The sequence below is a fragment of the Paenibacillus sp. FSL R7-0312 genome (assembly GCF_038004445.1).
Taxonomy (GTDB): domain Bacteria; phylum Bacillota; class Bacilli; order Paenibacillales; family Paenibacillaceae; genus Paenibacillus_AQ.
This window is the reverse complement of the sequence record NZ_JBBORE010000001.1, coordinates 1,538,810-1,561,228: the sequence shown is the minus strand read 5'-3', so window position 1 is coordinate 1,561,228 and position 22,419 is coordinate 1,538,810. Positions and strand designations below refer to the sequence as shown.

The 22,419-nt window shown below is 53.4% G+C and carries 24 protein-coding genes; 10 read left to right on the top strand and 14 right to left on the bottom strand.

The features are described from left to right. Nucleotides 1–24: 24 nt before the first annotated feature. Nucleotides 25–897, top strand: a complete 873-nt coding sequence (nudC, locus tag MKX70_RS06810) for an NAD(+) diphosphatase (protein ID WP_340839739.1) — start codon at nucleotides 25–27, stop codon at nucleotides 895–897. 12 nt (nucleotides 898–909) lie between these two features. On the opposite strand, the gene MKX70_RS06805 is transcribed toward nudC, so the two are convergent. Next, the gene (locus MKX70_RS06805; protein ID WP_042140449.1) at nucleotides 910–1,494 is read right to left on the bottom strand and encodes an NAD(P)H-dependent oxidoreductase; all 585 of its coding nucleotides are present in this window, start codon (nucleotides 1,492–1,494) and stop codon (nucleotides 910–912) included. 120 nt (nucleotides 1,495–1,614) lie between these two features. On the opposite strand from MKX70_RS06805, the gene MKX70_RS06800 reads away from it, so the two are divergent. Continuing rightward, nucleotides 1,615–2,043 (top strand): MarR family winged helix-turn-helix transcriptional regulator, encoded by a 429-nt coding sequence (locus MKX70_RS06800; RefSeq protein WP_042240825.1) that lies wholly within the window; start codon nucleotides 1,615–1,617, stop codon nucleotides 2,041–2,043. Between the two features lie 33 nt (nucleotides 2,044–2,076). Here the strand turns inward: MKX70_RS06800 and MKX70_RS06795 are convergent, their stop codons facing one another. The 4 genes from MKX70_RS06795 to MKX70_RS06780 form a co-directional block, all read right to left on the bottom strand. Next, nucleotides 2,077–3,495 (bottom strand): DHA2 family efflux MFS transporter permease subunit, encoded by a 1,419-nt coding sequence (locus MKX70_RS06795; protein WP_340839738.1) that lies wholly within the window; start codon nucleotides 3,493–3,495, stop codon nucleotides 2,077–2,079. 52 nt (nucleotides 3,496–3,547) lie between these two features. Further along, nucleotides 3,548–4,297, bottom strand: a complete 750-nt coding sequence (locus MKX70_RS06790; RefSeq protein WP_340839737.1) for an ABC transporter permease — start codon at nucleotides 4,295–4,297, stop codon at nucleotides 3,548–3,550. After that, entirely contained in the window at nucleotides 4,294–5,220 is a 927-nt protein-coding gene (locus MKX70_RS06785) for an ABC transporter ATP-binding protein (RefSeq protein WP_340839736.1), read from the bottom strand. Before MKX70_RS06785 ends, MKX70_RS06790 begins: the two co-directional genes overlap by 4 nt. 70 nt (nucleotides 5,221–5,290) lie before the next feature. Beyond that, nucleotides 5,291–5,971: a TetR/AcrR family transcriptional regulator gene (locus tag MKX70_RS06780; protein WP_340781636.1), complete on the bottom strand. Its 681-nt coding sequence runs from the start codon at nucleotides 5,969–5,971 to the stop codon at nucleotides 5,291–5,293. 180 nt (nucleotides 5,972–6,151) lie between these two features. Between MKX70_RS06780 and MKX70_RS06775 the strand changes: the two genes are divergently transcribed. Further along, nucleotides 6,152–7,186, top strand: a complete 1,035-nt coding sequence (locus tag MKX70_RS06775; protein WP_340839735.1) for a C40 family peptidase — start codon at nucleotides 6,152–6,154, stop codon at nucleotides 7,184–7,186. A gap of 86 nt (nucleotides 7,187–7,272) precedes the next feature. Here the strand turns inward: MKX70_RS06775 and MKX70_RS06770 are convergent, their stop codons facing one another. Further along, nucleotides 7,273–7,614, bottom strand: coding sequence for a zinc ribbon domain-containing protein YjdM (locus tag MKX70_RS06770; protein WP_039295098.1), 342 nt, complete (start codon nucleotides 7,612–7,614; stop codon nucleotides 7,273–7,275). 295 nt (nucleotides 7,615–7,909) lie between these two features. Here MKX70_RS06770 and MKX70_RS06765 point away from each other — a divergent pair, with 295 nt between their 5' ends. The 3 genes from MKX70_RS06765 to MKX70_RS06755 all read left to right on the top strand — a co-directional run bounded on the left by MKX70_RS06765 (nucleotide 7,910) and on the right by MKX70_RS06755 (nucleotide 10,308). Beyond that, nucleotides 7,910–8,236: a GNAT family N-acetyltransferase gene (locus tag MKX70_RS06765; protein WP_340839734.1), complete on the top strand. Its 327-nt coding sequence runs from the start codon at nucleotides 7,910–7,912 to the stop codon at nucleotides 8,234–8,236. An 80-nt stretch (nucleotides 8,237–8,316) separates the two neighbouring features. Then, nucleotides 8,317–9,276 carry a catalase family peroxidase gene (locus tag MKX70_RS06760; protein ID WP_340781632.1) on the top strand — a complete coding sequence of 320 codons (960 nt, stop codon included), beginning with the start codon at nucleotides 8,317–8,319 and terminating at the stop codon, nucleotides 9,274–9,276. A 144-nt stretch (nucleotides 9,277–9,420) separates the two neighbouring features. Continuing rightward, nucleotides 9,421–10,308: a diacylglycerol/lipid kinase family protein gene (locus MKX70_RS06755; protein ID WP_042240843.1), complete on the top strand. Its 888-nt coding sequence runs from the start codon at nucleotides 9,421–9,423 to the stop codon at nucleotides 10,306–10,308. 12 nt (nucleotides 10,309–10,320) lie between these two features. Here MKX70_RS06755 and MKX70_RS06750 read toward each other — a convergent pair whose 3' ends face one another. The 3 genes from MKX70_RS06750 to MKX70_RS06740 all read right to left on the bottom strand — a co-directional run bounded on the left by MKX70_RS06750 (nucleotide 10,321) and on the right by MKX70_RS06740 (nucleotide 12,581). Then, a complete protein-coding gene (locus MKX70_RS06750; protein ID WP_042240846.1) occupies nucleotides 10,321–11,205 on the bottom strand; it encodes a phosphotransferase family protein in 885 nt (294 codons plus the stop codon). A 243-nt stretch (nucleotides 11,206–11,448) separates the two neighbouring features. Beyond that, on the bottom strand, nucleotides 11,449–11,925 hold the full coding sequence (locus tag MKX70_RS06745; protein WP_042240850.1) for a DinB family protein: 477 nt from the start codon (nucleotides 11,923–11,925) through the stop codon (nucleotides 11,449–11,451). Between the two features lie 110 nt (nucleotides 11,926–12,035). Further along, nucleotides 12,036–12,581: a hypothetical protein gene (locus MKX70_RS06740; RefSeq protein ID WP_039295040.1), complete on the bottom strand. Its 546-nt coding sequence runs from the start codon at nucleotides 12,579–12,581 to the stop codon at nucleotides 12,036–12,038. A 391-nt stretch (nucleotides 12,582–12,972) separates the two neighbouring features. On the opposite strand from MKX70_RS06740, the gene MKX70_RS06735 reads away from it, so the two are divergent. Then, complete coding sequence (locus tag MKX70_RS06735) at nucleotides 12,973–13,887, top strand: phosphatidate cytidylyltransferase (RefSeq protein ID WP_042240854.1); 915 nt, start codon at nucleotides 12,973–12,975, stop codon at nucleotides 13,885–13,887. Nucleotides 13,888–13,988: 101 nt separating this feature from the next. Here MKX70_RS06735 and MKX70_RS06730 read toward each other — a convergent pair whose 3' ends face one another. The 3 genes from MKX70_RS06730 to MKX70_RS06720 are packed head-to-tail and all read right to left on the bottom strand — an operon-like array spanning nucleotide 13,989 to nucleotide 17,643. Next, the gene (locus MKX70_RS06730) at nucleotides 13,989–16,196 is read right to left on the bottom strand and encodes a carbohydrate-binding domain-containing protein (RefSeq protein WP_340839733.1); all 2,208 of its coding nucleotides are present in this window, start codon (nucleotides 16,194–16,196) and stop codon (nucleotides 13,989–13,991) included. Between the two features lie 27 nt (nucleotides 16,197–16,223). After that, nucleotides 16,224–16,907 carry a DUF4956 domain-containing protein gene (locus MKX70_RS06725; protein ID WP_039295048.1) on the bottom strand — a complete coding sequence of 228 codons (684 nt, stop codon included), beginning with the start codon at nucleotides 16,905–16,907 and terminating at the stop codon, nucleotides 16,224–16,226. Beyond that, the gene (locus MKX70_RS06720; protein ID WP_340781629.1) at nucleotides 16,900–17,643 is read right to left on the bottom strand and encodes a polyphosphate polymerase domain-containing protein; all 744 of its coding nucleotides are present in this window, start codon (nucleotides 17,641–17,643) and stop codon (nucleotides 16,900–16,902) included. Before MKX70_RS06720 ends, MKX70_RS06725 begins: the two co-directional genes overlap by 8 nt. Nucleotides 17,644–17,975: 332 nt before the next feature. Between MKX70_RS06720 and MKX70_RS06715 the strand changes: the two genes are divergently transcribed. The 3 genes from MKX70_RS06715 (at nucleotide 17,976) to MKX70_RS06705 (ending at nucleotide 20,709) form a co-directional block, all read left to right on the top strand. After that, a complete protein-coding gene (locus MKX70_RS06715) occupies nucleotides 17,976–18,653 on the top strand; it encodes a response regulator transcription factor (RefSeq protein ID WP_042240863.1) in 678 nt (225 codons plus the stop codon). Then, nucleotides 18,653–19,921 carry a sensor histidine kinase gene (locus tag MKX70_RS06710; RefSeq protein ID WP_042240866.1) on the top strand — a complete coding sequence of 423 codons (1,269 nt, stop codon included), beginning with the start codon at nucleotides 18,653–18,655 and terminating at the stop codon, nucleotides 19,919–19,921. The genes MKX70_RS06715 and MKX70_RS06710 overlap by 1 nt, the downstream gene beginning before the upstream one ends. A gap of 140 nt (nucleotides 19,922–20,061) precedes the next feature. Further along, nucleotides 20,062–20,709 (top strand): Vat family streptogramin A O-acetyltransferase, encoded by a 648-nt coding sequence (locus MKX70_RS06705; protein WP_042240869.1) that lies wholly within the window; start codon nucleotides 20,062–20,064, stop codon nucleotides 20,707–20,709. Nucleotides 20,710–20,798: 89 nt separating this feature from the next. Here the strand turns inward: MKX70_RS06705 and MKX70_RS06700 are convergent, their stop codons facing one another. Further along, nucleotides 20,799–21,557: a nucleotidyltransferase family protein gene (locus MKX70_RS06700; RefSeq protein WP_340839732.1), complete on the bottom strand. Its 759-nt coding sequence runs from the start codon at nucleotides 21,555–21,557 to the stop codon at nucleotides 20,799–20,801. Further along, nucleotides 21,554–22,249: a TetR/AcrR family transcriptional regulator gene (locus MKX70_RS06695; RefSeq protein ID WP_197073010.1), complete on the bottom strand. Its 696-nt coding sequence runs from the start codon at nucleotides 22,247–22,249 to the stop codon at nucleotides 21,554–21,556. Before MKX70_RS06695 ends, MKX70_RS06700 begins: the two co-directional genes overlap by 4 nt. Between the last annotated feature and the right edge of the window lie 170 nt (nucleotides 22,250–22,419).

Below are 22,419 nucleotides of genomic sequence, written 5' to 3'. Positions count from 1 at the left end.
TCCCTTTCAGAAAGGTTCTGCATAATGGAGAAACAGAGAGAAAGCATCTATACACGCTATGTTCCGGGATTGACTCCGGAATCTGAATTCACCGGCGAGGCCTGCCAGCTCATCTTCCAATCCGGCAAGCTGCTTGTTACGGAGCCTTCCTCCCCTCCCGGCATCCCTATGGCCCGCTCCCTTGAAGAGCTGGCGGTCACGCCGCTGCGCATACTCTACCTAGGCACCTTCGAGGGTCTCCCCTGCTATGCCTCAGAGGTAAGCGCGGAAGCTCCCGAGCCGCCGGGCCTCACTTTCCGTCCGCTGCGCTCCTTATATGAAGTGCTGGAGGAAGACCTGTTCCATCTTGCCGGCAAAGCGCTCCAGCTGCTGGTCTGGGACGGCAATCACCGGTTCTGCGGCCGTTGCGGAACTGAAACCGCACACTCTCTGACGGAGCGGTCCCGGATCTGCCCTCAGTGCGGGCTGGTTAGTTACCCGCAGCTTGCGCCTGCCGTCATTACAGCAATTCTGAAAGATAATCAGCTTCTGCTCGCCCATGCTCCGCATTTCCAGAACGGGATGTACGGGCTGATTGCCGGCTTTGTCGAGCCGGGTGAGACCCTGGAGGATTGTGTGCGGCGTGAGACTATGGAAGAGGTCGGCCTGAAGGTCAAGAATATAACCTATTTCGGCAGCCAGCAGTGGCCTTTTCCCAATTCTCTGATGGTAGGCTTCCTTGCAGAGTATGAGAGCGGAGAAATAACAGTTGACGGCGAAGAGCTTGATCATGCCGCATGGTTCCCTACGGAGCAATTACCCGTTATTCCGCCGCCGGTCAGCATCGCCCGCAAAATCATCGACTGGGTCGTAGAGCAGCACTCTGAGTCAGGTGCAGCTGCGGACAAGGAATTATAGACGGGACCCGATTCAGCCTACCGTCTTGAAATAGCGGTAAATCTGCTCCAGCTTACGGCTCTGCTTGCCCTTCGGACTCTCCATGCTGCCGAACTCGAAGAACTTCACCTTGCGGATGCCCACAAAATTGAACAGGGCCTTGCGCATCAGCGCCTTGTGTGAGTTATTCAGCCACAGCAGCGGATAGTGGGCCGGCCCCTTCATGCTGGAGATGCAGATAACGCTCTTCCCCTTGAGCAGCCCCTCCGGCAATAGTCCTCCCTTATCTCGGTACGCGAAGCCTGAAGCGAACATGCGGTCAATGTACCCCATCAGCATCGCTGGCGGTCTTCCCCACCAGATCGGATAGACCAGCACAATCTGATCGGCCCAGAGCAGCTGTTCCCTGTATTCCTCAAGCTCCGGATCACGGTACATATCGCGTCTGCGTTTATTCTCATTAAACACGAGCACCGGATCAAATCCGGCCTCATACAAATCAAGCACTTTGACTTCGTTAATCTTCGTATTCTCCTTGCTGCCGCGCAGCACTTCCTGCAGAAAAGCATAGCTGAGACTGCGGTGGTTCGGATGTGTATAAATAACGAGTGTGTTCATCAGTGTATTCCCCTTTAGTTATCATTTGATAACAAAAACATAGCATAGATTTATTTTAGTTGTCAAATGATAATTGTTTTTTGATAATTAATTTGGTATGTTTTCCTCTGAGGTGATCTTATGGACAATAACCAGCTGTTCCAGAAATTCGTAGCCTTCAGTGCTGCCGTCCATCAAATAACAAACGATATAACCAAAGATGTGAAATCAGAGGCCTTAACGCCGCTGCAATATAAAATTCTCGAATACATCGCCGTCAGCCAGCCGGTAACACTCAGCGAGGTCAGTGACTGTATGCAGATGTCGATGCCCAATACGAGCCGTGAAGTGAAAAAGCTCAGCGAAAAGGGCGTCTGTACCCGGATCACTGACCCGGATGACCGCCGCAAGCAGGGGATCACGCTCTCTGCCGCAGGTGAAGCGCTGATGAATGAAGCCTTTCAGCAGATTGCAGCCCGGTTCGAGCAGCGTATTGCGGGTATAACGGCAGCAGAACGCAAAGAGATCGAGCAGGCGCTCGATCTCTTGCAGCACAAAGTATTTTATTAAGCCAGGGCTATCCTATCCCCATTCCAACAATGGTTATTTCACAGCCACGCCCTTCGCCGGAATCTCAGCGGGGGCTTCCTTGCGTTTGATGAAGAAGGCCAGGATCAGCGCAGTTACTGCGGCTCCTGTTGTTACCATAGAAGCCACATTCATCCCGTGAATTAAGCTGTGGACATCTCCCGTTGGTTGCTGGCCGCCGCCGCTATGAGTCATTATGGTGACCAGCAGCGCTGTGCCGATGGAACCGGCAACGGTCCGCAGCGTGGTGTTCACGGGAATCCCATGCCGGATCAGGGCAGGCGGCAGGGAATTCATCCCGCTGGTGATGACCGGCAGCAAGGTCAGGCTGACGCCGACCATCCGCAGAGAGTACCCGGCCATCAGGAACGTATAGGTCGTATGCTCTGTCAGATTCGAGAACAGCAAGGCAGAGAGGACCGTCAAGCCGAGTCCGGTGATGACCATCGTCCGGGCACCTATTTTATCGAAAAGCCTGCCCGCTATGGGCGACATTATACAGATGAGAATCGCACCGGGGAGCAGCATGAGACCTGATTTGAGCGCGGTATAACCAAGCATGGTCTGCATGTAGATAGGGAGCAGCAGCTGGGCGCTCAGCATGATAATCATCAGAATCATACTGATCACTGTAGCCATCGTAAAGGCAGGACTGGTGAATACCCGCAGCTCCAGCAGAGGATTCTCCATGGTCAATTGCCGCCAGACGAACAGGCCCAGCGCAATGAACCCGATCGCCAGGGAGAACAGCACCTCCGTGCTTCCCCACCCTCTGCTGCCGGAGACGCTGAATCCATATAATACGCCGCCGAAGCCAAGCGAGGATAACGTCATGGATAACGCATCCACCTTACTTTTCACCTGCGGGGTAACATTCTTAACGAGAAAGACTCCAATGACAGTGATTAGCAGGGAGTAAGGAGCCAGAACATAGAACAGCAAGCGCCAGGAATGATCCTCTACCAGCCAGCCGTTCAATACAGGTCCGATGGCCGGGGCGAAATTAATTGCAAGCCCGATCATCCCCATCGTGAACCCCCGCTTAGCAACCGGGATCAGGATGAACGTTAACGTCTGCACCAGGGGAAGCATGATGCCCACTCCGACGGCCTGCACGATTCTTCCGGTGAGCAGCAGTCCGAAATTCGGCGAGACCGCACACAGGAGCGTTCCCGCGGTCAGCATACCCATGGCAAAGACGAAGACCTGCTTGGTTGTAAACCTCTGAATCAGAAAAGCCGTGATCGGAACCACAATGCCTGTAACCAGTGCAAAAGCCGTTGTCAGCCATTGGGCAGTACTCGTGGACACCTGGAAATCGCCCATAATATTCGGCAGTGCTGTATTCAGTGAAGATTGATTCAGCAGCCCGAGCATAGTCCCGATAATTAGAATAGCCATGATTAGTACGGTTCCCTTTGGTATCTTCTCCATTTAGTTTCCCTCCATTGATACGTATTGATTATCTTCTAAAAATCCGCCTGTTCTATGTCTGGTCGGCATAACGCCACCAGGCAAGAGTGCCTATTACGCCAATGCCGCCGGTTAGATACGGAAGCATACGGCTAATCGCCTCCAGATGGGAGCTCTCCTCCCCCGAAGCGCCGCTGAACAATCCGGGAACAGCCCATGGAATATATTCCACAATACCGAGCGCCCCGCCGAACTGGGCAACTACAATGGTCAGCAGGACCACGCCGAGCGGAGTCATATAACCACGGCCGATACAAGCCATCCACGCCACAGGTATGCTCAGGCAGATCACCATTAGACTGACCTCCGCGTAACGGCCGAAGCCATGAAGAATGACCTCCAGGCTCCATCCGTCCAAGCCGACAAGCCCTGCTGTTACGCAGCCGACGATGAATACCAGCAGCGCCAGCCCCATGCTGAGGACTGCGGCAACGAGCAGCTTGGCGGCAGCCACCCCGTATCTGGACAGCGGCAGGGCCAGCAGATCCTTGAGCGTGCGGTCGGAATATTCCCGGCCGAATATCCAGCTGAACACAAACCCGAATCCGATGAGGCCCCCCATAGAGATCACAATACCAAGCTCCTTCAGGAGTCCCTCCATATTGATCTCACCCTCGAAGCTGCTCTGGGAGCCAATCGTCCCCGAGAAGACCAGCCCGATCATGACCGGCACCATCATACTGGCTGCAAGCGAGATCCAGAACAGCCTGGAACGGCGAAGCTTAAGCACCTCTACCCCCAAGGCCGATATCCATTGACTCATCCTTTCATTCCTCCTTCAGCCTCAATCATTCTTAGAAAATAAGCCTCCAAATCCTCCTCCTCCACCTGGATCAGCGTGGGCGGCATATCCGCATACACAAGCAGCTTGGAGATGTGGTCCGGGTTCGCGATAGCACGGTCATCCGTAAGCAGCAGCGTTCCCTGTCCGGCTCCCTGCACAGTATATCCGGCCTGGATCAGCCTCTTCCGGGCACTGGCCGTGTCCCGGGTCTGCACAAGCAGGCGCTTGCGGAGCAGATGCTGCAGCTCCTTCACATCCGCCTCCTGCAGCAGCCGGCCCTGATGCACGATGCCAATCCGCGTCGTCAGCCTGGAGACCTCACCGAGAATATGGCTGGAGATAAAAATCGTTACGCCGTGCTGAAGTGCAAGCTCCCGGAGCAGCTCCCGCACCTCTACAATCCCGGCCGGATCAAGCCCGTTCGTCGGCTCATCCAGAATCAGCACCTGCGGATGATGCAGCATGGCCTTGGCGAGTCCCAGCCGCTGCCCGTTGCCGAGGGAGAGCGTCCCCGCCTTGCGGTCCCGGTAAGCGGTAAGCTGAAGCTTATCGATGATGCTGTCAATGGCCCTGCGGTCTGCGATACCCCGCAGCCTGCGGATAATCTCCAGATTCTCGCGGACGGTCAGCTCAGGATAGGAGTAGGGCGTCTCGACCATGTACCCTACCTTCGCCCACAGCTTATGACTGCCCGCATCCACTCGCTGTCCGAATACATAGGAGGACCCGGAATCAGCGCGGATCATGCCTAGCAGCATACGGATGGTTGTTGTTTTGCCGGCACCGTTCAGTCCCAGGAAGCCGTAGATTTCGCCCTGGTTCACCTCCAGCGACAGTCCGTTCACAGCATGATTGCTGCCAAAATGCTTGGTTAACCCTTCAGTCTGAATCATTGCGGTCATAAACATCACTCCTGCTCCTAATTTAAAACTAACTAGTTGTTTATAATTTGTCCAAAAGAACAGCCGTCTCTTACAGCAAAGACGGCTCCATAACACCATGGATAATAAACTGCACGATCTGCCGGGTGGTCTCTTCTCTCATCTGCGGGGAATCCAGTGTCCCTAGCAAATGTTCAAACCGTGAAGAAGACTGCAGGGTAGCTGTAGTCACATTCATAATCAGAATCGGAAACAATGCCGGGTCCAGATCCTGGCGGAGGATTCCGTTCTTCTGTGCAGCTAAGGCCAATTCATGCATTTGAATAGCATCGTCCGGACGATAGGTGATCTGGTTCCAGGTCTTCCAGTCTTCAGCGGCCTCCCAGAATAGAATTTTCAGGTAACTCCGGTGCTCCAGAAGGAAGGACACCGTCTCCCGGGTCCAAGATTCCAGGAAGCTCCTGAACGCCGCAGGGTCCGATACAACCTTCTCATTCTTCAATAATCCGCTAATGACCGCGCCTGTAATCTGTTCGCCAATCTGGTCCGCGCGTTTGACGACTTCTGTATATAGGCCCAGTTTGTCGCCAAAATACTGATAAATCAGACTTTTATTGTACCCGGACGCCTTCGCAATGACATCAATCCGTGCCGCTGAATAGCCAAGCTCGGCAAAGATCTTCTCGGCTGCATCAAGAATAATCCCTCTGGTTCGGGCAGCATCGTAAATTTTGGGACTCCGTTTTTTTTCTGATGATACTATACTTGCCACCTCCATTTATAACTAACTGGTTAGATTTTATGATGAATTCTGGCAGAAGTCAAGAGCAACTCATTTAAGCCTGGCCCAATCACCTTGGCCCGGCCTTCCCTTCCAACAATTGGCACAGAACCATTTCGCCCCGGCAACGTCCAATGTATAGAGTTAAATCTATCCAAAAGGTGATCATCGATGACAACTAGAAGAACTGTATTCCTATCCCTGCTTGGGCTGACCCTGTTAGCCCCGGCCTCTGTCCATGCAGATGCAGCAATTGCGCCCAAGCCCATTTCCATCTATCTGAACGGGCAGCAGCTTCAGCCCGAAGCCCGGCCGCTGAATATCAGCGGTACGGTGCTCGTACCCATGCGTAACCTGTTTGAAGCCCAGGGTGCCGAGCTCTCCTGGAATAATACAAGCAAGACCGTGACGGCAACCAAAGGCGGCACTACCCTGACCTATACCCTTGGTTCAGCCGCTGCCCGGCTGAACGGACAGCCGCTTGCCCTGAGCGTACCGGGGCAGCTGTCGCAGGGTTACAGCATGATTCCCCTGCGCTTCGTCAGTGAAGCCCTGGGCAGCACCGTCACCTGGGAAGCAGCCACAGGTTCCGTCTTAATCTCTTCAGCCGCAGCCTACAATACCTCGGTTACTTGGGGGGTTAATCTGCGCAGCTCCCCCGGCTCAGAGAGTGAAGCCACCAATCTTGGTCTGTTGCCCGCAGGCAGCAAAATCCAGGTCATCCGCGAAGTGAATGCCCTTTGGCTGGAGGTGCGGACGGAAGATCATGTGACCGGATATCTGTCCTCCAAGCCGAAATATACGGATTACAGAAGCACCTCTCTGCTGCAGAAGCAAGGGGACGCACTGATTGCCTACGGGAAGAAATATCTGAATGCGCCTTACGTATTCGGGGCTTCGCCGGATCAGACCGATACGTTCGACTGCTCGTCTTTTGTGAAACGGGTATTTGCGGACACGCTGTCGGTTGAGCTTCCCCGCGTGTCTTATGACCAGGCGCTGGAAGGTACTGAGGTTGGAGTGGACGAGCTGCGCACGGGAGATCTGCTGTTCTTCAGCGCCCGGGGGCTGGATATAGGACATGTGGCTATCTATGCCGGAAATAATCAAATGCTGCATACCTATTCCAAAGAGCTGGGTGTACATATCGAGGCCTTCGGCAGCCAGTGGAAGAAACGTTTCGTTACCGCCCGCAGAATTCTATAACATCAAGTACATTCTTACTCCTCTACCAAGAAATAAAAGGACCGGAATCTGCTGCCCGCTGGGGTTCGGATACCGGTCCTTCTGTTTTATGCTTTACGGACAAACTCCGACTTCAGCTTCATCGCACCAAACCCGTCGATTTTGCAGTCGATATCATGGTCGCCTTCCACCAGCCGGATGTTCTTCACCTTAGTGCCTATCTTCAGAACGGATGAGCTGCCTTTTACCTTGAGGTCTTTAATCACCGTTATAGTGTCCCCGTCAGCCAGAACATTGCCGTTCGAATCCTTAACCACCTTCTGGTCCACGTTGCTTGCATTCTCTGTGTCCAAAGACCACTCATGTCCGCATTCCGGGCATACCAGAAGCGCTCCGTCCTCATAGGTGTACACGGAACTGCACTGCGGGCAGTTTGGTAATTCATTCATTATTTCTTTTCTCCATTTCTGCTTAAGCACTATTTTGGGGATGATCCTGCTTAATTTTAGCATATAGCTTGCTAGCCAGCGACAATTATATTATCATCTAATTAGATGTTTATCTAATAGAAAGCTGGTGGTTATCATCATCCAATTAGAAGCCGTTCCAGATCCCCTATCCCCGGAAAGCCTTCAAATTCAAGCCTCAATCCTTAATTCCCAGCCTGCCTTCAACCTCATGGTGGAGCATAAAGCGTACCTCGAACCGCTGGAAATCCGCGAAGACAACCGGGTGAACCTCGAAATGGGAGAAAAGATGCTGTACATCAAGGCCCACACCGGGTACGCTGGGCTAATTACCTACCATCCCGATTACGGACAGGATCATCATCCATGGATCGGGCTTCTGGTTATTCACCAGCAGTATAGCCGGCAGGGTATCGGGAAGACTGCCGTCCATGAGCTGGAGCAGATGTTTAAGCAGCAAGGCTTAACCGCGGTCAGGCTGGCGGTTCAGCTGGAGAATAAGGCCGGGGAAGCATTCTGGACTGCGAACGGCTATGTCCGGATCAGAAGTGCCATGGATAACCATAATAATGAAGTGGATGTCTACGAGAAGCAGTTTAAGTAAAAAGCCGGTGTGGTAATAACTATGATCCAGCTGATGCAGCTTGTCCGGGTACAAATGAACTTACGAGGAGTGAGTATGGCATGAATACATCTGATCGGATCAGCCATCTTCCCGCAAGCGGGGACGAATATTCCAGCCTGGCCGCTGAGGCCGTAGACGCGATCGAGGATCTGTCCGGGGTGCATCCCGGATACCGCCGCGCGCATGCCAAGGGAATCTGCTGCCGTGCTTTCTTCCGGCCAAGCGGCCTGGGCATGGAATTCACCACCGCCGCACATCTTCAGGAGCAGCAGGTGGACGCAGTGGTCCGTTTCTCGGGCAGCTCCACCGATCCGGCGCTGGCGGACCTTCTCTCGCCCGCCAAGGGTATGGCGGTCCAGTTCAGCCTGCCGGGTGGAGGGATTACCAATCTGGTCGGAGTGACGATACCTGTCTTTTTTGCCCGCACCCCTGAGTCATTCATAGATATTGTCCGTACGGCCCACCGCGCACAGGCCGGCACACTCGGGACCCTGGAGCTGATCAAGGAGATCACGGTCCACTTCAGCGAGAGCAAGACGAGTCTGCTGGCCGTGAAACGGCTGAAGCCGCCTGCCAGCTACGCAGAGAGTCATTATTACTGCATTCATGCTTATTATTTGGTGAATGCAGAGGGAAGGCAGCAGCCCGTACGGTTCGAGTGGATTCCCGAGACGGGAGTGCGTACCTTATCGGCTGAGGATGCGGCGCAGCAGCCGGATCATTATCTGGAGGATGAACTTGAGCTTCGCTTCAAGGATGAGTCGGCCATCTTCCAGCTCGTGGCTGTTCTCGGTGAAGAAGGGGACCCGACGGATGACCCGACCCGTGCCTGGCCGGAGGACCGCCGGAGAATCGATCTCGGCCGGCTGCATCTCTCGGAGATCATTCCGGAACCGGAGGGACTGGTAATGGACCCCACCGCAATCACGTCCGGGATACTGCTGTCGGACGATCCGATTCTTAACTTCCGCAGCGCAGCCTATGCCGATTCTCATCATAGACGAAGTGAAGGAAGATAATCCCGGCCGGAGCTGTGGCGCAGGATGTCCGGATACAAATTAAGCGCCAAAGGGACTTTTTGCTGCCCTTTGGCGCTTTTGATTCAATCGCTAGGCCTGGTTGGGTAATGGATAATAATCCAGACACACAGAGAGGAGTGCAGTATGCAGCAGGCTATGATTATCATCAACCCCGCGTCCGGCAAAGCAGACGCGCGGGACTATATCCGCAGTGCGGAAGAGATTCTGCAAAGCGCAGGATATCAGGTTACCATCCATGAAACCGCCGGGGAGGGGGATGCAACTGCGTTCTGCGTGCAGGCATGCAGCGGGGGCTATGATCTGGTGGTGGCCATCGGCGGAGACGGCACCCTTCACGAGACCATGAACGGGCTTGCCGATCAGGAGCACCGCCCTAAGCTGGGGATCGTGCCCATGGGAACGGTGAATGACTTCGCCCGTGCCCTGCAGATTCCGCTAAGTCCTGCGGATGCCATCCGGACGCTCTCTTCCACCCGTACGCAAAGAGTCGACATGGGCCGGCTGAACGACCGGCTGTTCGTAAATGTGGTTGCTGCGGGCTCACTGGCCGGCTCACTCTCTTCTGTTACCACCGAAGACAAGACCCGGCTGGGTTTCCTGGCCTATCTGAAAGAGGGCATTAAAGAGCTGGCCAGCAACAGCGCACACGCTCTGACCATTACGCATGACGGGGAGATCTGGGAAGGCTCTTCGCCGCTGTTTATCGCGGCGCTTACGAATTCAGTAGGCGGATTCGAGAAGCTTGCGCCCGGTGCTGCTGTAGATGACGGGCTGCTTCACTGCTTCATCGTCAAGGATCTTAATCTGCTGAACACCGTAACGGTCAGCATCTCCTTGCTGCTCGGCAACCTGAGAAATCATAAAGATGTTATCTATTTCACGGCTAGACAAGTCACGGTGCACTCTTCCGAGCTGGTGAAGACCAATGTCGATGGTGAAGAAGGCCCGCCGCTCCCCATCCGGCTAAGCACGATTCCGCGTCACATCCGGGTTATTGTGCCGGAGCAGTGACTGGCCAGCCGGTTACGGAAGACTACTCCCGTGCAGATCGCTGAAATCCTCATTCAGCGTCCATTCCAGACGCCGAACCCACTCACGCTGCACCTCTTTGGGAGCAATCCGCAGCCGGTGCAGCACATTCCACACTTTATATAGGCTGGATGCCTTCAACTGCTGCGGTGTGAACGACAGCGGATTCCCGGACAGGTAGCCCCGGATGAAGGCTGCATTCAGCTCCTGGGCTTGCCCGGGGTAATGCAGCTTCGTGAACCAGCAGACCCAGGCCACGTCATTGAGCGGACCGCCCCATTCTGCCCATTCCCAGTCCAGCACATGAAGAGTACCTTCCGGTTCACAAAGTATATTATGTACCCCGTAATCCCCATGCGTCAGAACCCAAGGCTGGTCCTGGGCATCGGCAGCCGATAGGAGCTGGAGCGAATACCTGCTCAGGGGGCCCGGTACGAACTCTAACTTCTTCTTAATCATCTGACTAAGTGCAGATCTGTTGCTGAGGCGTAGCCCTTGCTCTTGCAGTTGGTACGGCTGCGAATGAATCTGGGAAGCCAGCAGCTGGCCCATTCTGCTGTATATTTGCTTCGCTCTCGCCCAGTCTCCTGCATCAAGAACGGATTGTGCACTTACGCCCGGCAGGCAGTCCATCACGAGTATCCGCATCCCGTCCATCTCTGACACATCATGTATGGCCGGTGTATCACAGCTTCCCTGTACCAGCTTCATTGCCTGGATCTCATTGAGCGTGTCTTCGTTAGACAGATTCGTTACTTTGGCTACAAGCGGAGGCTCCGCCCCTGCCATCAGATAGGCGAAATTTGTATACCCTCCTGTAAGCCGCTCCAACCGGCAGGCATATCTTATTTCCAGCGCTCTGATGATATTAGCATTCATGATATGAAATCCCTCTCTTTTTCCTTCAGTAGACAATATTCCAAGAATATCACATGCTCCAGTTTATTACAGATTCAGGCATTCTGCACAAGCAGGCGGCGGGCAAATTCAGGAATCCGCTTCAGCGGAAAATCGTGTGCAACCTATATATTCTTATCTATGCAGTATAAACAGACCCGCAAGTAACCTTACGGGTCTGTTCGGGATGCTTCTTATCGTTCCGGCAGTATTTTCGCAGATGGGTTACTGCTGAAGCGTGCCGTACAGCTTGTGAAGCAGGACCATTTGGCCGATATGGTAGGCATTATGCGTAGCCGCATTGCTGATGATTTCCCACCAGACAGCCGGTCCAGGGAATCCTTCCACCTGTTCCTCAAGTCTCGCTTCGGACAACAGGGTCTGCCATTGCAGCAAGACCTGCAGCAGGCTTTCCCGCAGTTCGCTGAATGCCGTACCCTCCGGAATCACAAAGCTGCGGTTGTTATCACCAACCGGAGGGACAGCATCCACCCGCCCCGCCCGGTACCTAATCTGCCAGGTCTCATTCCAGTACAGCAAATGCCCGGTGAGTTCAGCAATACTGTTCAAGCCCGCTCCGGGCTTCCAGAAAGCTTCTTCCTCTGTAACCGCCTCTACCGCCTGAATGAACGGAAGATGCCAGCTGGGGTCATTGGCATTCGCCAATAATTGATTGGCAAGCACATCCTTGGCATGAACCATACTTCCACTCTCCTTTTCTTACTGAAAATACCACAATCCGGACATCATAAGCCAGGTAGGGTTCAACTATAATTAAAGTCCTCTTCCCTTAACGGAAACGAGGACTTTCTCTACATCCCAGAAGGGTGATAATCGCTTAACTTACCGTAATAAACCAGCTCCAGCCGGTCGCTCTGCCGGAAATCATCCGGGGTCACGAGTGCAGGCAGCTTATTCCACAGCTTAATTCCAGAGCGCTCCAGAATCTCGGCAACAAACTGCGAGCAGAAGTAGGAGTTGCTGAATTCAACCGGCTCCTTCAGCGCTATGCCGATGACGCCGAGAATATTATAGAGATACTTCTGGCGGCTGCGGATGAAGACATGCAGAACCCGCTTCATTTTCTCCACCTCACGGTCTGTAACCTGAAGCCTGTAGATGACGCATGTTGTACCCGGATACTTGCTGTATGTACCTGTACGGATATCCTCCTTCACGAACCCGCCGTTCAGCGGATTGGCCGGATGCTTCCGCCCGAAGCTGTACAGCTCTGACAGCTCCCGGTTAAACGAGATGGAGGCATGATTATACGGAGCCTTCGTGTAGCCCTGGATCAGCTTCGTAAAAAGCGTACCTGTATTGGTGAGCAGAATATAGACCGAAGAATCAGCTGACATTGCAATTTTCCCCTTATAGTCTGGTATATAGGCCTTATGTGGCAGTGATCCTGTAACTCTCTAGAATCCTGCACATAATACAACATTTCACTTATTAAATCGGTTCAAACACAAAATTGTCTCCAAAAGGCAGCATTTCGCCTCTTCCGAGCGGCTTAGCGGGAATATTCCTGTATTTCATACAACATTCCCCCCAAGCACCCGGTTATCAATAATTCAGAGTTGTAGCACGTACAACATTTATGTCTACAGTGCCTACTAAGAAGGCTCCACAGACGGCTGGAAACGGATCAGATCAAGTGGAAGCTTCAAAATAAGCTGGACACTCTGTTTATTCTAACATAAAATTCCTTTATTGAAATTCCACCCCGAGATAAGTTGGTGATTGCTGATGGACCGCTCGTTATTTACGCTTGTACTTATTTTTGCAGCTTTGTCGGTTATACACTTATTATATCTTGCTGTCAGCAGACTGCAGAAGGATAAGGACTACACCGGAATCGGCTTCCGGATCAAAACCTGGTGGGGCATGCTGTTCATCTTCTGCCTGGCTACCCTGTCCAATTCCGTTGTTTCCCTGCTGTCCCTGATGGTGCTGGCCTTCTTCGCGCTCAAAGAATATTTCTCCATGATCCGGACAAGAAAAGCGGACCGCAGACTGTTCCTCTGGGCGTACCTGTCCATTCCCCTGCAATTCTACTGGGTCTATATTGAGTGGTACGGGATGTTCATCGTCTTCATTCCAGTCTACGTGTTCCTGCTGCTGCCGCTTCCGCGGCTGATCAACAAAGGAACACTGGGCTTCCTGCGCAGTGTCAGCGCCACCCAGTGGGGGCTGATGCTGATGGTCTTCGGGCTAAGCCACCTGGCCTACTTCCAGTTTGCGTCGCCGGAATATGGGGCCGGTCTTGTCCTGTTTCTGGTCGTGCTGACCCAGCTTAATGATGCCGTTCACTATTTGGCCTCGATCTATTTCGGCAAACACAAAATCGTCCCTACCTCCAACCCCTACCTGACCTGGGAAGGATTCGCCTGCGCGTTCGTTGTAACTACAGCGGTGTCCTATCTGATCTATCCGCACCTCACACCGCTGAATCCGGCCTTCGGGTATCTCTCCGGCATGCTGATCAGCCTCAGCGGCTTCTTCGGCAGCCTGACCGTATCTGTGCTCAAGCGCGATCTTCTGATCGGCGATGATGATAAATTCGCTGCGCTGAAGAAAAGCTACCTCAGCCGTATCGACAGCCTTACCTATACCGCTCCGGTATTCTTCCATGTGATCCGTTACTTCTTCGACTTCATGTAGCCGCCCGGCAGACCCGTTGCCGCTCCGGAACGCAAAAAACAGAGACTATCCGCCAATGGATAGTCTCTGTTGTCCTGTCAGGCTACAAATGCTCAGCCTGCTTACTTAGTGCTTGCTGCTGCATCTGCAGGAGCTGTTGTGCCGGCATCCGCTGGCTTGGTAGTTCCTGCGTCTGCTGGCTTCGTGGTGCCCGCATCCGCTGGCTTCGTGGTGCCCGCGTCCGCTGGCGGTGTACCGCTTTGGCCGTTGCCTCTGCCGCCGCCGCCGAATCCGCCTCCACCGCCAGGGCCGCCCATGCCGCTTGGGGCAGTGGTTATACCCGACTCATTGACCCAGGTTACACTGCTGGTGATATCAAAGGTCACGAATTCGGTCCCTCCGTTGTACTCACCATCCGTATACAATCCGTCTACGGCTGTTCCGGTAGAGCTGCCTCCGGTATAGACAGTGTATGAGCCTTCTTTCAGCTCAGGAGAGCTCACAACTACCGTCTGGAAGCTCTTCGATGGAGTGAAGGTCAGGATCGTATTACCATCAGCGTCTTCCAGGTGAACCAGGGTTCCGGCCTGCTGGGTTTCCGAGAAGGTCATGCCTACCGAATACTGGCTGGAGTCTTCACCAGGAGCCTGCGCCATACCAGAGGCACCTGCTGCTACCAGATATCCGCCCGTCATATTGAAGGTTCCGTCGTAATCCAGTGCCCCGTTGCCCGAATTCTCAGGGCCATTCACAATTGCGGTGCCGCCGGTCATAGTGATCGACCCGTTTGAATCCAGACCGTCGCCTGCTGCATCCACGGTCAGGGTTCCGCCGCTGATGGTCAGCAGGTTGCTTCCGGTGCTGCTGAATTGATCTTGTGCCTGCGTTCCTCCAGAAGCCGCGTTATTATCGTTGCCTCCGGCCACATTCACGCCGTCATCCGTCGCGACTACATGAATCTCACCACCGGATACGGTAATGCTTCCTCCTTCAATCCCTTCATAGCTCTTCGTAATGTTGATCGTTCCGCCGGACAGGGAGGTCAGGGAATCGGCATGGATACCATCATCTCCTGCGGCAATTTCGAATTGTCCATCCGTGATGGAGACATTGCTGTTACTGTGCACCGCATCATCTGCGGAATCAATCGTGAAGCTTCCTCCGTTCACGGTGAGATCTCCGCCTGCTTTCAGCCCCTTGGCGCTCGTGGACTCGGTCTCAGCCGCCGCTGCGGTGTCTGTTTCAGCCGCTGCGGTTGCAGCCTGGTCTGTTGTTGCCGCTGCATCCATCGCAGGCGGCGTACCCCCGGCTGCTGGCTGATCCCCAGAAGTCTCTGTTCCCGGACGTTGACCGCCGAAGCCGCCGCCCATGCCCATTCCGCCTTCGCCTGCCTTCACTTTCGCATTCACACTGCCGCCGCCGGTTACCAGGGTGTAGGTGCCGCCGTCAATCACTGCCGCCGTCTCGGCTTGAATGCCGTCATTGCCTGCGGTAATATCAAAGGTTCCTGCTGCAATCGCGATGAAGCCTTTGTCCGCATCTTCGTCATTAGTTGATTTGATGCCATCGCCCTCTGCATTAATGGTAATATTACCGTCCTGTACGGCGATCAGGTCTTTGCCGACGATGCCATCATCTGCTGCCTTCACTTCAAACGTGCCGGACATGATCTTCAGATCGTCTTTGCTTGAAATACCATCGTTGTAGTTGCCGGTTACGATCAGCTTGCCGGTGCCGTTAATGGTCAAATCGGCTTTGCTGTAAATGGCTGCGCTCGGTTCGTCGGTAGCCGCATCTGCGAACACATAAGCCGCTCCGTCAGTCACGCTATTCTCTGTGCCTTCCTGCAGGGTAATCACTACTTTACCCGCTTCCTTAATATAGATCGGTGCACTGTCGCTGTCCGTCAGCTGTACACCGTTCATTACCAGCCGTACGGTTCCCTTCGCCTGCTCGTCTACAATAATCTGCCCGTCACTGAGCGTGCCGCTGAGTACATAAGTCCCTGCTTCCGTAATCGTTACTGTTCCGTCCGCAGCTGCGGCACCGGCGCCGTTGACAGTAGCGCCCGTTCCGGTTAGGGTAATCGCGGTCGAATCCGCCTCCGTCCAGGCCGTCTCAGCATCGTCTTCATCAAAAGTTACCAGATCCGCCAGCTTCACACTTGCCAGCTGCACTGCGGCAGACGTACTGCTCTGCTCAGCCGTTACTGCAGTACCTGCGTTGTTACTTGTAGTATTTTGCGTAGCGGCGTTTGTGCTGCAAGCCGACATGACTGCGGCGCATAACAGCACCAGTCCTATTTTACCGCCTAAGATTAAGTTCTTCATCTGTCATCTTTCCCTTCTGTTTTAGCATTAATAATCATTCATGACCGGAGCCATGGTCAGTGAGAGGTCAAGGTTACCGTTGCGTGTGCGGATAGCGTCAAGTAATTCCTTCTGGCTCGTGTGCTCATCAATCGTTACGGCATAGACCAGTTCATACAGGCTGCCTAGTTCGGTGGTTCTGATCTTCTTCAGCTCGTAAGCCACACCAAACTTGTTGAAGACTTCCGCAAAGGCTTCCTCATACCCTAGATTCTCGGGAATTGTCACCTTCAGTGTCTTTTGCATCGACTTTCTAAGACCAAAGCCTGTGCGGTTCAGCACGACCATCAGGATGCAGAGAATAAGGGTGAAGAGTACCGCATACCCGAATGATCCAACCCCGCAGGCCAGGCCGGAGGCCATAGTGAACAGGACGAAGGTGATATCCTTGGGATCGCCGGGTGCGCTTCTGAACCGGATGATGGAGAAGGCGCCGGCAAGGCTGAAGGCCCGGGCAACGTTGCTGCCGATGAGCAGGATAATGATGGCCACAATGACTGGCAGCAGGACCATCGTAAGCGTGAAGCTCTGCGAATAGCCAGCAGGGTTCGTCTTCATGTAGGTGAAGCTGATCAGTCCGCCAAGTACAATCGAGATCAATATGGTTAGAATGGCATTCGTGAAGGTTAGCTCCGTAGTGGTCAGGGCTGCGGAAAAAATCGAATCAAGCATATCGAACACTCTCTCTTTCTGCTTTGCTGTTCTTCAGCATTTTTTTATATTCGTTGCCGTATTTGGAGAAGCTGGTGCGGTACATCTGGTGCTCCGAGAGCATCTTGGCCAGCCAGACCGGAATCGTCTTCTCGGCCTTCACTTCCATCAGCCATTGGCCCGGCTCCAGCAGCTCTTCGCCGTATACACCATGCTCCATCTTCAGATCGTACCGCCGGCAGCGGATATTCGTATCGAAGGTGATGCGCAGGTCGCGGTTATTTTTGCAGAACATTGCTTTGCGGTCATAGGACAGGTACAGCTTCGGCTGCAGATCATAGCGGGTCAGCATGTACTTGATTTCTTCAATTACCTGCTTGTTCATGTAGCTCTTGAATTCAGGCTCGATCCCGCTGGCGACAAAATCATAGGCTTCATTCAGCTTGAGCGAGGTTCTTCTCTTGTTCACCAGGCCGAACACCTTCTTCTTAATCTCCAGATAGACCTTGGTGTCGCCGGTAGGAATGCCGTAGGCCCGGATGCGAAGCTTCTCCTTGTATTTCGGCTTGGCCAGGCTGCTGCGGATCAGGGAATCATGCGGTGTGTCATAATACAGGTTGGTGATGGAGTAATACTCATGCTGCTTGTTGTACTCATCGGGCTCCATATATTCGAGCAGTTCGTTATAGAGCTTCAGGTAGGATTCGGTGTCAAACAGGTATTTGTTCTCGTAACGGTTGAACACTTCGATAGCCATAGGGGTTCAGATCCTTTCGGGTTGTAATGGAGGCTGCATTTATCTGCCCTTTCGTGTATGCCCTCGCTTGCTTATGAATGTATCTTAGCCCCCGAACCTTTAATGAATCTTAAATGGTTTTACACTGCGCTGACTTTTTAACACAGGGATAACACTTCCGAATTCATCTTCTATATAAGTGCCCTGGAGCGGTTGGAATTTCATCCGATGATCTCGCCCTGAATACCTCCGGGAGCACTTGAACAGCAGTACAGTTAAGGTTGATTAAAGGTAATCTTGCTATAATGGCTTCAGCAGCAAGTACATTACTTATGAAGAGGATGAGCCATCCCATGAGAATATTAATTGTAGAAGACGAGATTCATCTGGCGGAAGCCTTGACCCAAATATTGAAGAAGCACAATTACTCGGTGGACGCCGTCCATGACGGCAGATCAGGTCTCGATTATGCGCAGAGCGGGATCTATGACCTGCTGCTGCTTGATATTATGATGCCGGAGATGGATGGAATCAGCGTGCTGAAGGCCCTGCGGAAGGACGGAATCTCCACGCCGGTCATTATGCTGACGGCCAAAGGGGAGATCACCGATATGGTCACCGGACTCGATCACGGAGCGGACGATTATATCGCCAAGCCGTTCTCCTCGGAGGAGCTGCTGGCCAGAATCCGGGCCGCCCTGCGGCGCAAAGGGGAAGTGATTCCTGAGGATGGCCTGAAGTTCGGAGATATTGAGCTGAATACGGCGAATCCGAAGCTGACCGTGAAGGGCAAGGAAATCAAGCTGAACCTTAAGGAAACCGAGCTGCTGGAGCTGCTGATCTTAAGGAAGCAGGCCGTTACCTCGAAGGAGCAGATTATTGAGAAGCTGTGGGGCTTCGATTCCGAAGCGGAGCATAATAACGTAGAGGTCTATATCTCTTTTTTGCGCAAAAAGCTTACCTTCCTGGGTTCAGAGGTGCGCATCAGCACGATTAGAGGCGTGGGTTATGTATTAGAGGTGAGTGCTTAATGTTCAAGAAACTCAGAAACCGGTTCCTGATTGTCAATCTGGCTACCATCTCCATCATAATGCTGATTGCCTTCGCCTCGATCTATATTATCATGTACGTTAATGTGCAGAGCGATATTAATATGGCGCTGCACCGGATTGCGGACAATGAGCAGAAGGGACCCGGCGGTGCATATGGAGGCCCGCGCGGCGCAGCAGATGGAGGCGGCATGCCCATAGATAAAGGGCCCATTGACGCCTACCAGCCGGACCGTTCCGTCTCATTCACCATACAAACCGATGCAAGCGGTACGCTGGTCAGCAAGGATTCCAAATTCACGATGGATGATGAGTTCTATGACGCTGCGCTTAAGGAAGCCCTTAGTAACGGCAAGGATATTGGACGCTTCACGCTGGACGGCAGCCGGTGGATCTTTATGGTCAAGCACACAGCGGCCGGGAGGCAGATCGTCTTCATGGACATCACTTCACAGCAGAAGATCCTGACCAACCTGATCTATACCTTCACAGCTGTCGGCCTGCTGATGCTGATTATTCTCTACTTCACCAGCCGGTTCTTCGCGAACCGTTCGATCGCACCGGTCCGGGAGGCCTTCGACAAGCAAAAGCAGTTCATCGCCGATGCCTCGCATGAGCTGAAGACGCCGCTGACGATCATCAACACCAACGCGGATGTGCTGCTCTCGAACAGTGACGATACGATCCGCAATCAGGCGAAGTGGCTGCAGTATATTAAGTCGGAGACGGAGCGCATGACCCGGCTGACCAATGACCTGCTGTACCTGACAGAGATGGATGATTCGCGGACCGGGATGATCCACAGCAAGTTCAATATAAGTGATGCGGTAGAGAATATTATCCTGACCATGGAGGCCGTCATCTTCGAGAAGCATATCTCCTTCGCCTATGACATTGATCCGGAGCTTACCGTGCTGGGGAACAGCGAGCAGATCAAGCAAGTCGTGATGATCCTGCTGGACAACGCGGTGAAGTATACCAGTCCCAGGGGCGCTGTAAACATCTCGCTCAAAAAACAAAATAACGATGTCCTCCTCTCCGTCTCGAATACCGGGGAAGGTATTGGGGCCGAGCATCTGACGCGGATCTTTGACCGCTTTTACCGGACGGACACTTCCAGAGCGCGCAAGCAGGGCGGCTACGGCCTGGGTCTTGCAATCGCGAGGTCGATTGTGGATCAGCATAAGGGGAAGATTTACGCGAAGAGTGTGATAGGAGAATCTACGACGTTCTATGTGCAGCTGCCGTGAGGGTTGCTCACAAGGAGACTGGCAACCATAGAACCAGGGGTGCATCGCGTGACGTTTTTGTCACTTAGCAGACAGGCTTGGGTTATAATTATGATACATGCAGCTACCCGCATACAATATTCCAGGAAAGGTGTGACCTTATGCCTTCTACAGGACCTAATCCGAACGCAATTCATCCGAATCCCCATATCAAGCAAGTCCGTTTCATCAAAAATACGCTCACCCGCCCCAATATTACCGCCGGAGACTTCTCTTACTATGATGATCCTGACGAGTCGGTATCCTTCGAGAGCCGCGTAACCCATCACTATGAGTTCATCGGGGACAAGCTGATCATCGGCAAATTCTGCGCCATCGCCCGAGGCGTCGAATTCATTATGAATGGGGCCAACCACCGGATGGGCTCGGTGACCACCTACCCCTTCAACATTATGGGCGGGGGCTGGGAGCAGGCGACACCTGAGCTGGCGGATCTCCCCTACAAAGGCGATACCATTATCGGAAGCGATGTCTGGATCGGCCAGAATGCTACGATCATGCCGGGCGTGACGATTGGCGACGGGGCGATCATCGCCGCTAACGCTACCCTTACCAAGGATGTTCCCGCCTATCATATTGCCGGAGGCAATCCGGCCCGGATTCTGCGGCAGCGCTTCAGCGATGAACTGATCCGGCTGCTGCTGGAGCTGAAATGGTGGGACTGGAGCCCGGAGAAGATTACGGCGAATCTGGAGGTACTGTGCAGCAGTGATCCGGAGCGGATCAGAAGCCTGGCAGCTGGCAGCTAACTTCGCAGCACAGCTAACCGTTGAATACAAAAACGGCTGTCCAAGGGTATTCCTACCTTCCCGGACAGCCGTTTTTTCTGCTATTAAGTTCAGTAAGATGCCTTATCCTCGCCCGCGCTTAGTCTGGCCCGCATCTCCGCATACGCCTCCGGGGTGCCGACATCATCGATCGTCCCCTCCGTATAATAGGCCCGCATCTCCTGGCGGGAATGCAGCCACTCCGGGAAATAACTCGGCGCATCCGGGTTGCCTCCCTCCGCAAGATAGCGCGAAATCAGCGGCAGTGTAGTCCGCTTATAGATATAGAGGGCGAATACGCCAATGTTGGAACGCGGCTCCTGCGGCTTCTCTTCCAGCGACAGGACCCGCATCTCTGCGTCCAGCTCCGCCACACCGACACTGCGAAGCTCTTCTATATTGTCTACGGTACGGACCAGAATACAGTCCCTATCCACTTGATGAAAATAGTTCAAGTACCCGTCCAGGCCGAATCCGAGCACATTGTCTCCTGCCAGTACCAGCAGATCCTCCTGCAGCTGCTCCCGCTCCAGCACATATTGGATATCGCCAATTGCACCTAAACGTCCTTCCGGGGAGGAAGTGCCGTCATTCAGAATACGGATCAGCTTCTCCCCCTGATACTGAAGCTGCCACTGCCCAAAAGCATGAAAGAAACGGTCATTCGTCACAATGAGAATCTCCGTGATGTCCTCCAGCACCTCCAGGCGGCCGATCAGCAGATCCAGAATCGTCCGGTTCCCTTGAACAGGCAGTAGCGGCTTGGGTGTGTCTTTGGTTAAAGGATACAGGCGGGTCGCATACCCCGCAGCCAAGATTAGTGCAATCATCCCTTGTTCGCTCCTCTACCCTGGCTTGATGACGCAAACAAGGATTCAGACAGTAAACCCATTGTTTGTCTGTATATGGTATGGGCTGCCGCTACATCACCAAGGAACCCGCCCATATACAGGTGGATTACACCGTGCAACGATGCCCATATCGTACTAACTAGGGTCCCCGTCTCTTCCTGATCCGAAATCTGTCCTCGTTCCTGGGCAGTGCTGATTAGAACCAGCAGACGGTGTATAGCTGTCATCGTTCCCTGCATACTCTCCGCATCCGGCTTGAACTCGGCAAAAGCCCCCCCAAACATCAGCTTATAGTAGCTCGCGTAGTCCTGTCCGAACTCCCAGAAGGCTTCGCCCAGATCCAGCAAATGCTGCTGCAGATCAGGCGATGGCGGCACTTCTTCAAAACGCTGGGCCAGCAGTTTGCAGCCCTCCAGATACAATTGCTGGGCCAGTCCCTCTTTATTGACAAACAAACTGTAAATGATCTTGGTGGAGCAGCCCATCTTCTGCGATACTCTACGCACAGTGACGGCCTCCGGCCCCTCTTCCTGGAGAATAGCAGCGGCGGCATCCACCACAAGCTTACGGAGATTCTCCGTATTTTGCAGACGGGCTTCCTGATATGTTTTTAATACCCGCCCCGTGGAGGGTGTGGGTTGGTCTTCGGTACTGATAACAATCACCTTCATTCGGATATCATGTTATTGACCAGCAACAGAGTTGCCGGGTTCTAACAGGAATTCTAAACATTTGAACATAGGTTGTCAATTGAACCCTCACGCTGAAAAAAACGAGTTGACACAGGTGTGTCATTTTGGTTACTATGATTCATATATGAAACACCGTTACCAATTGTATT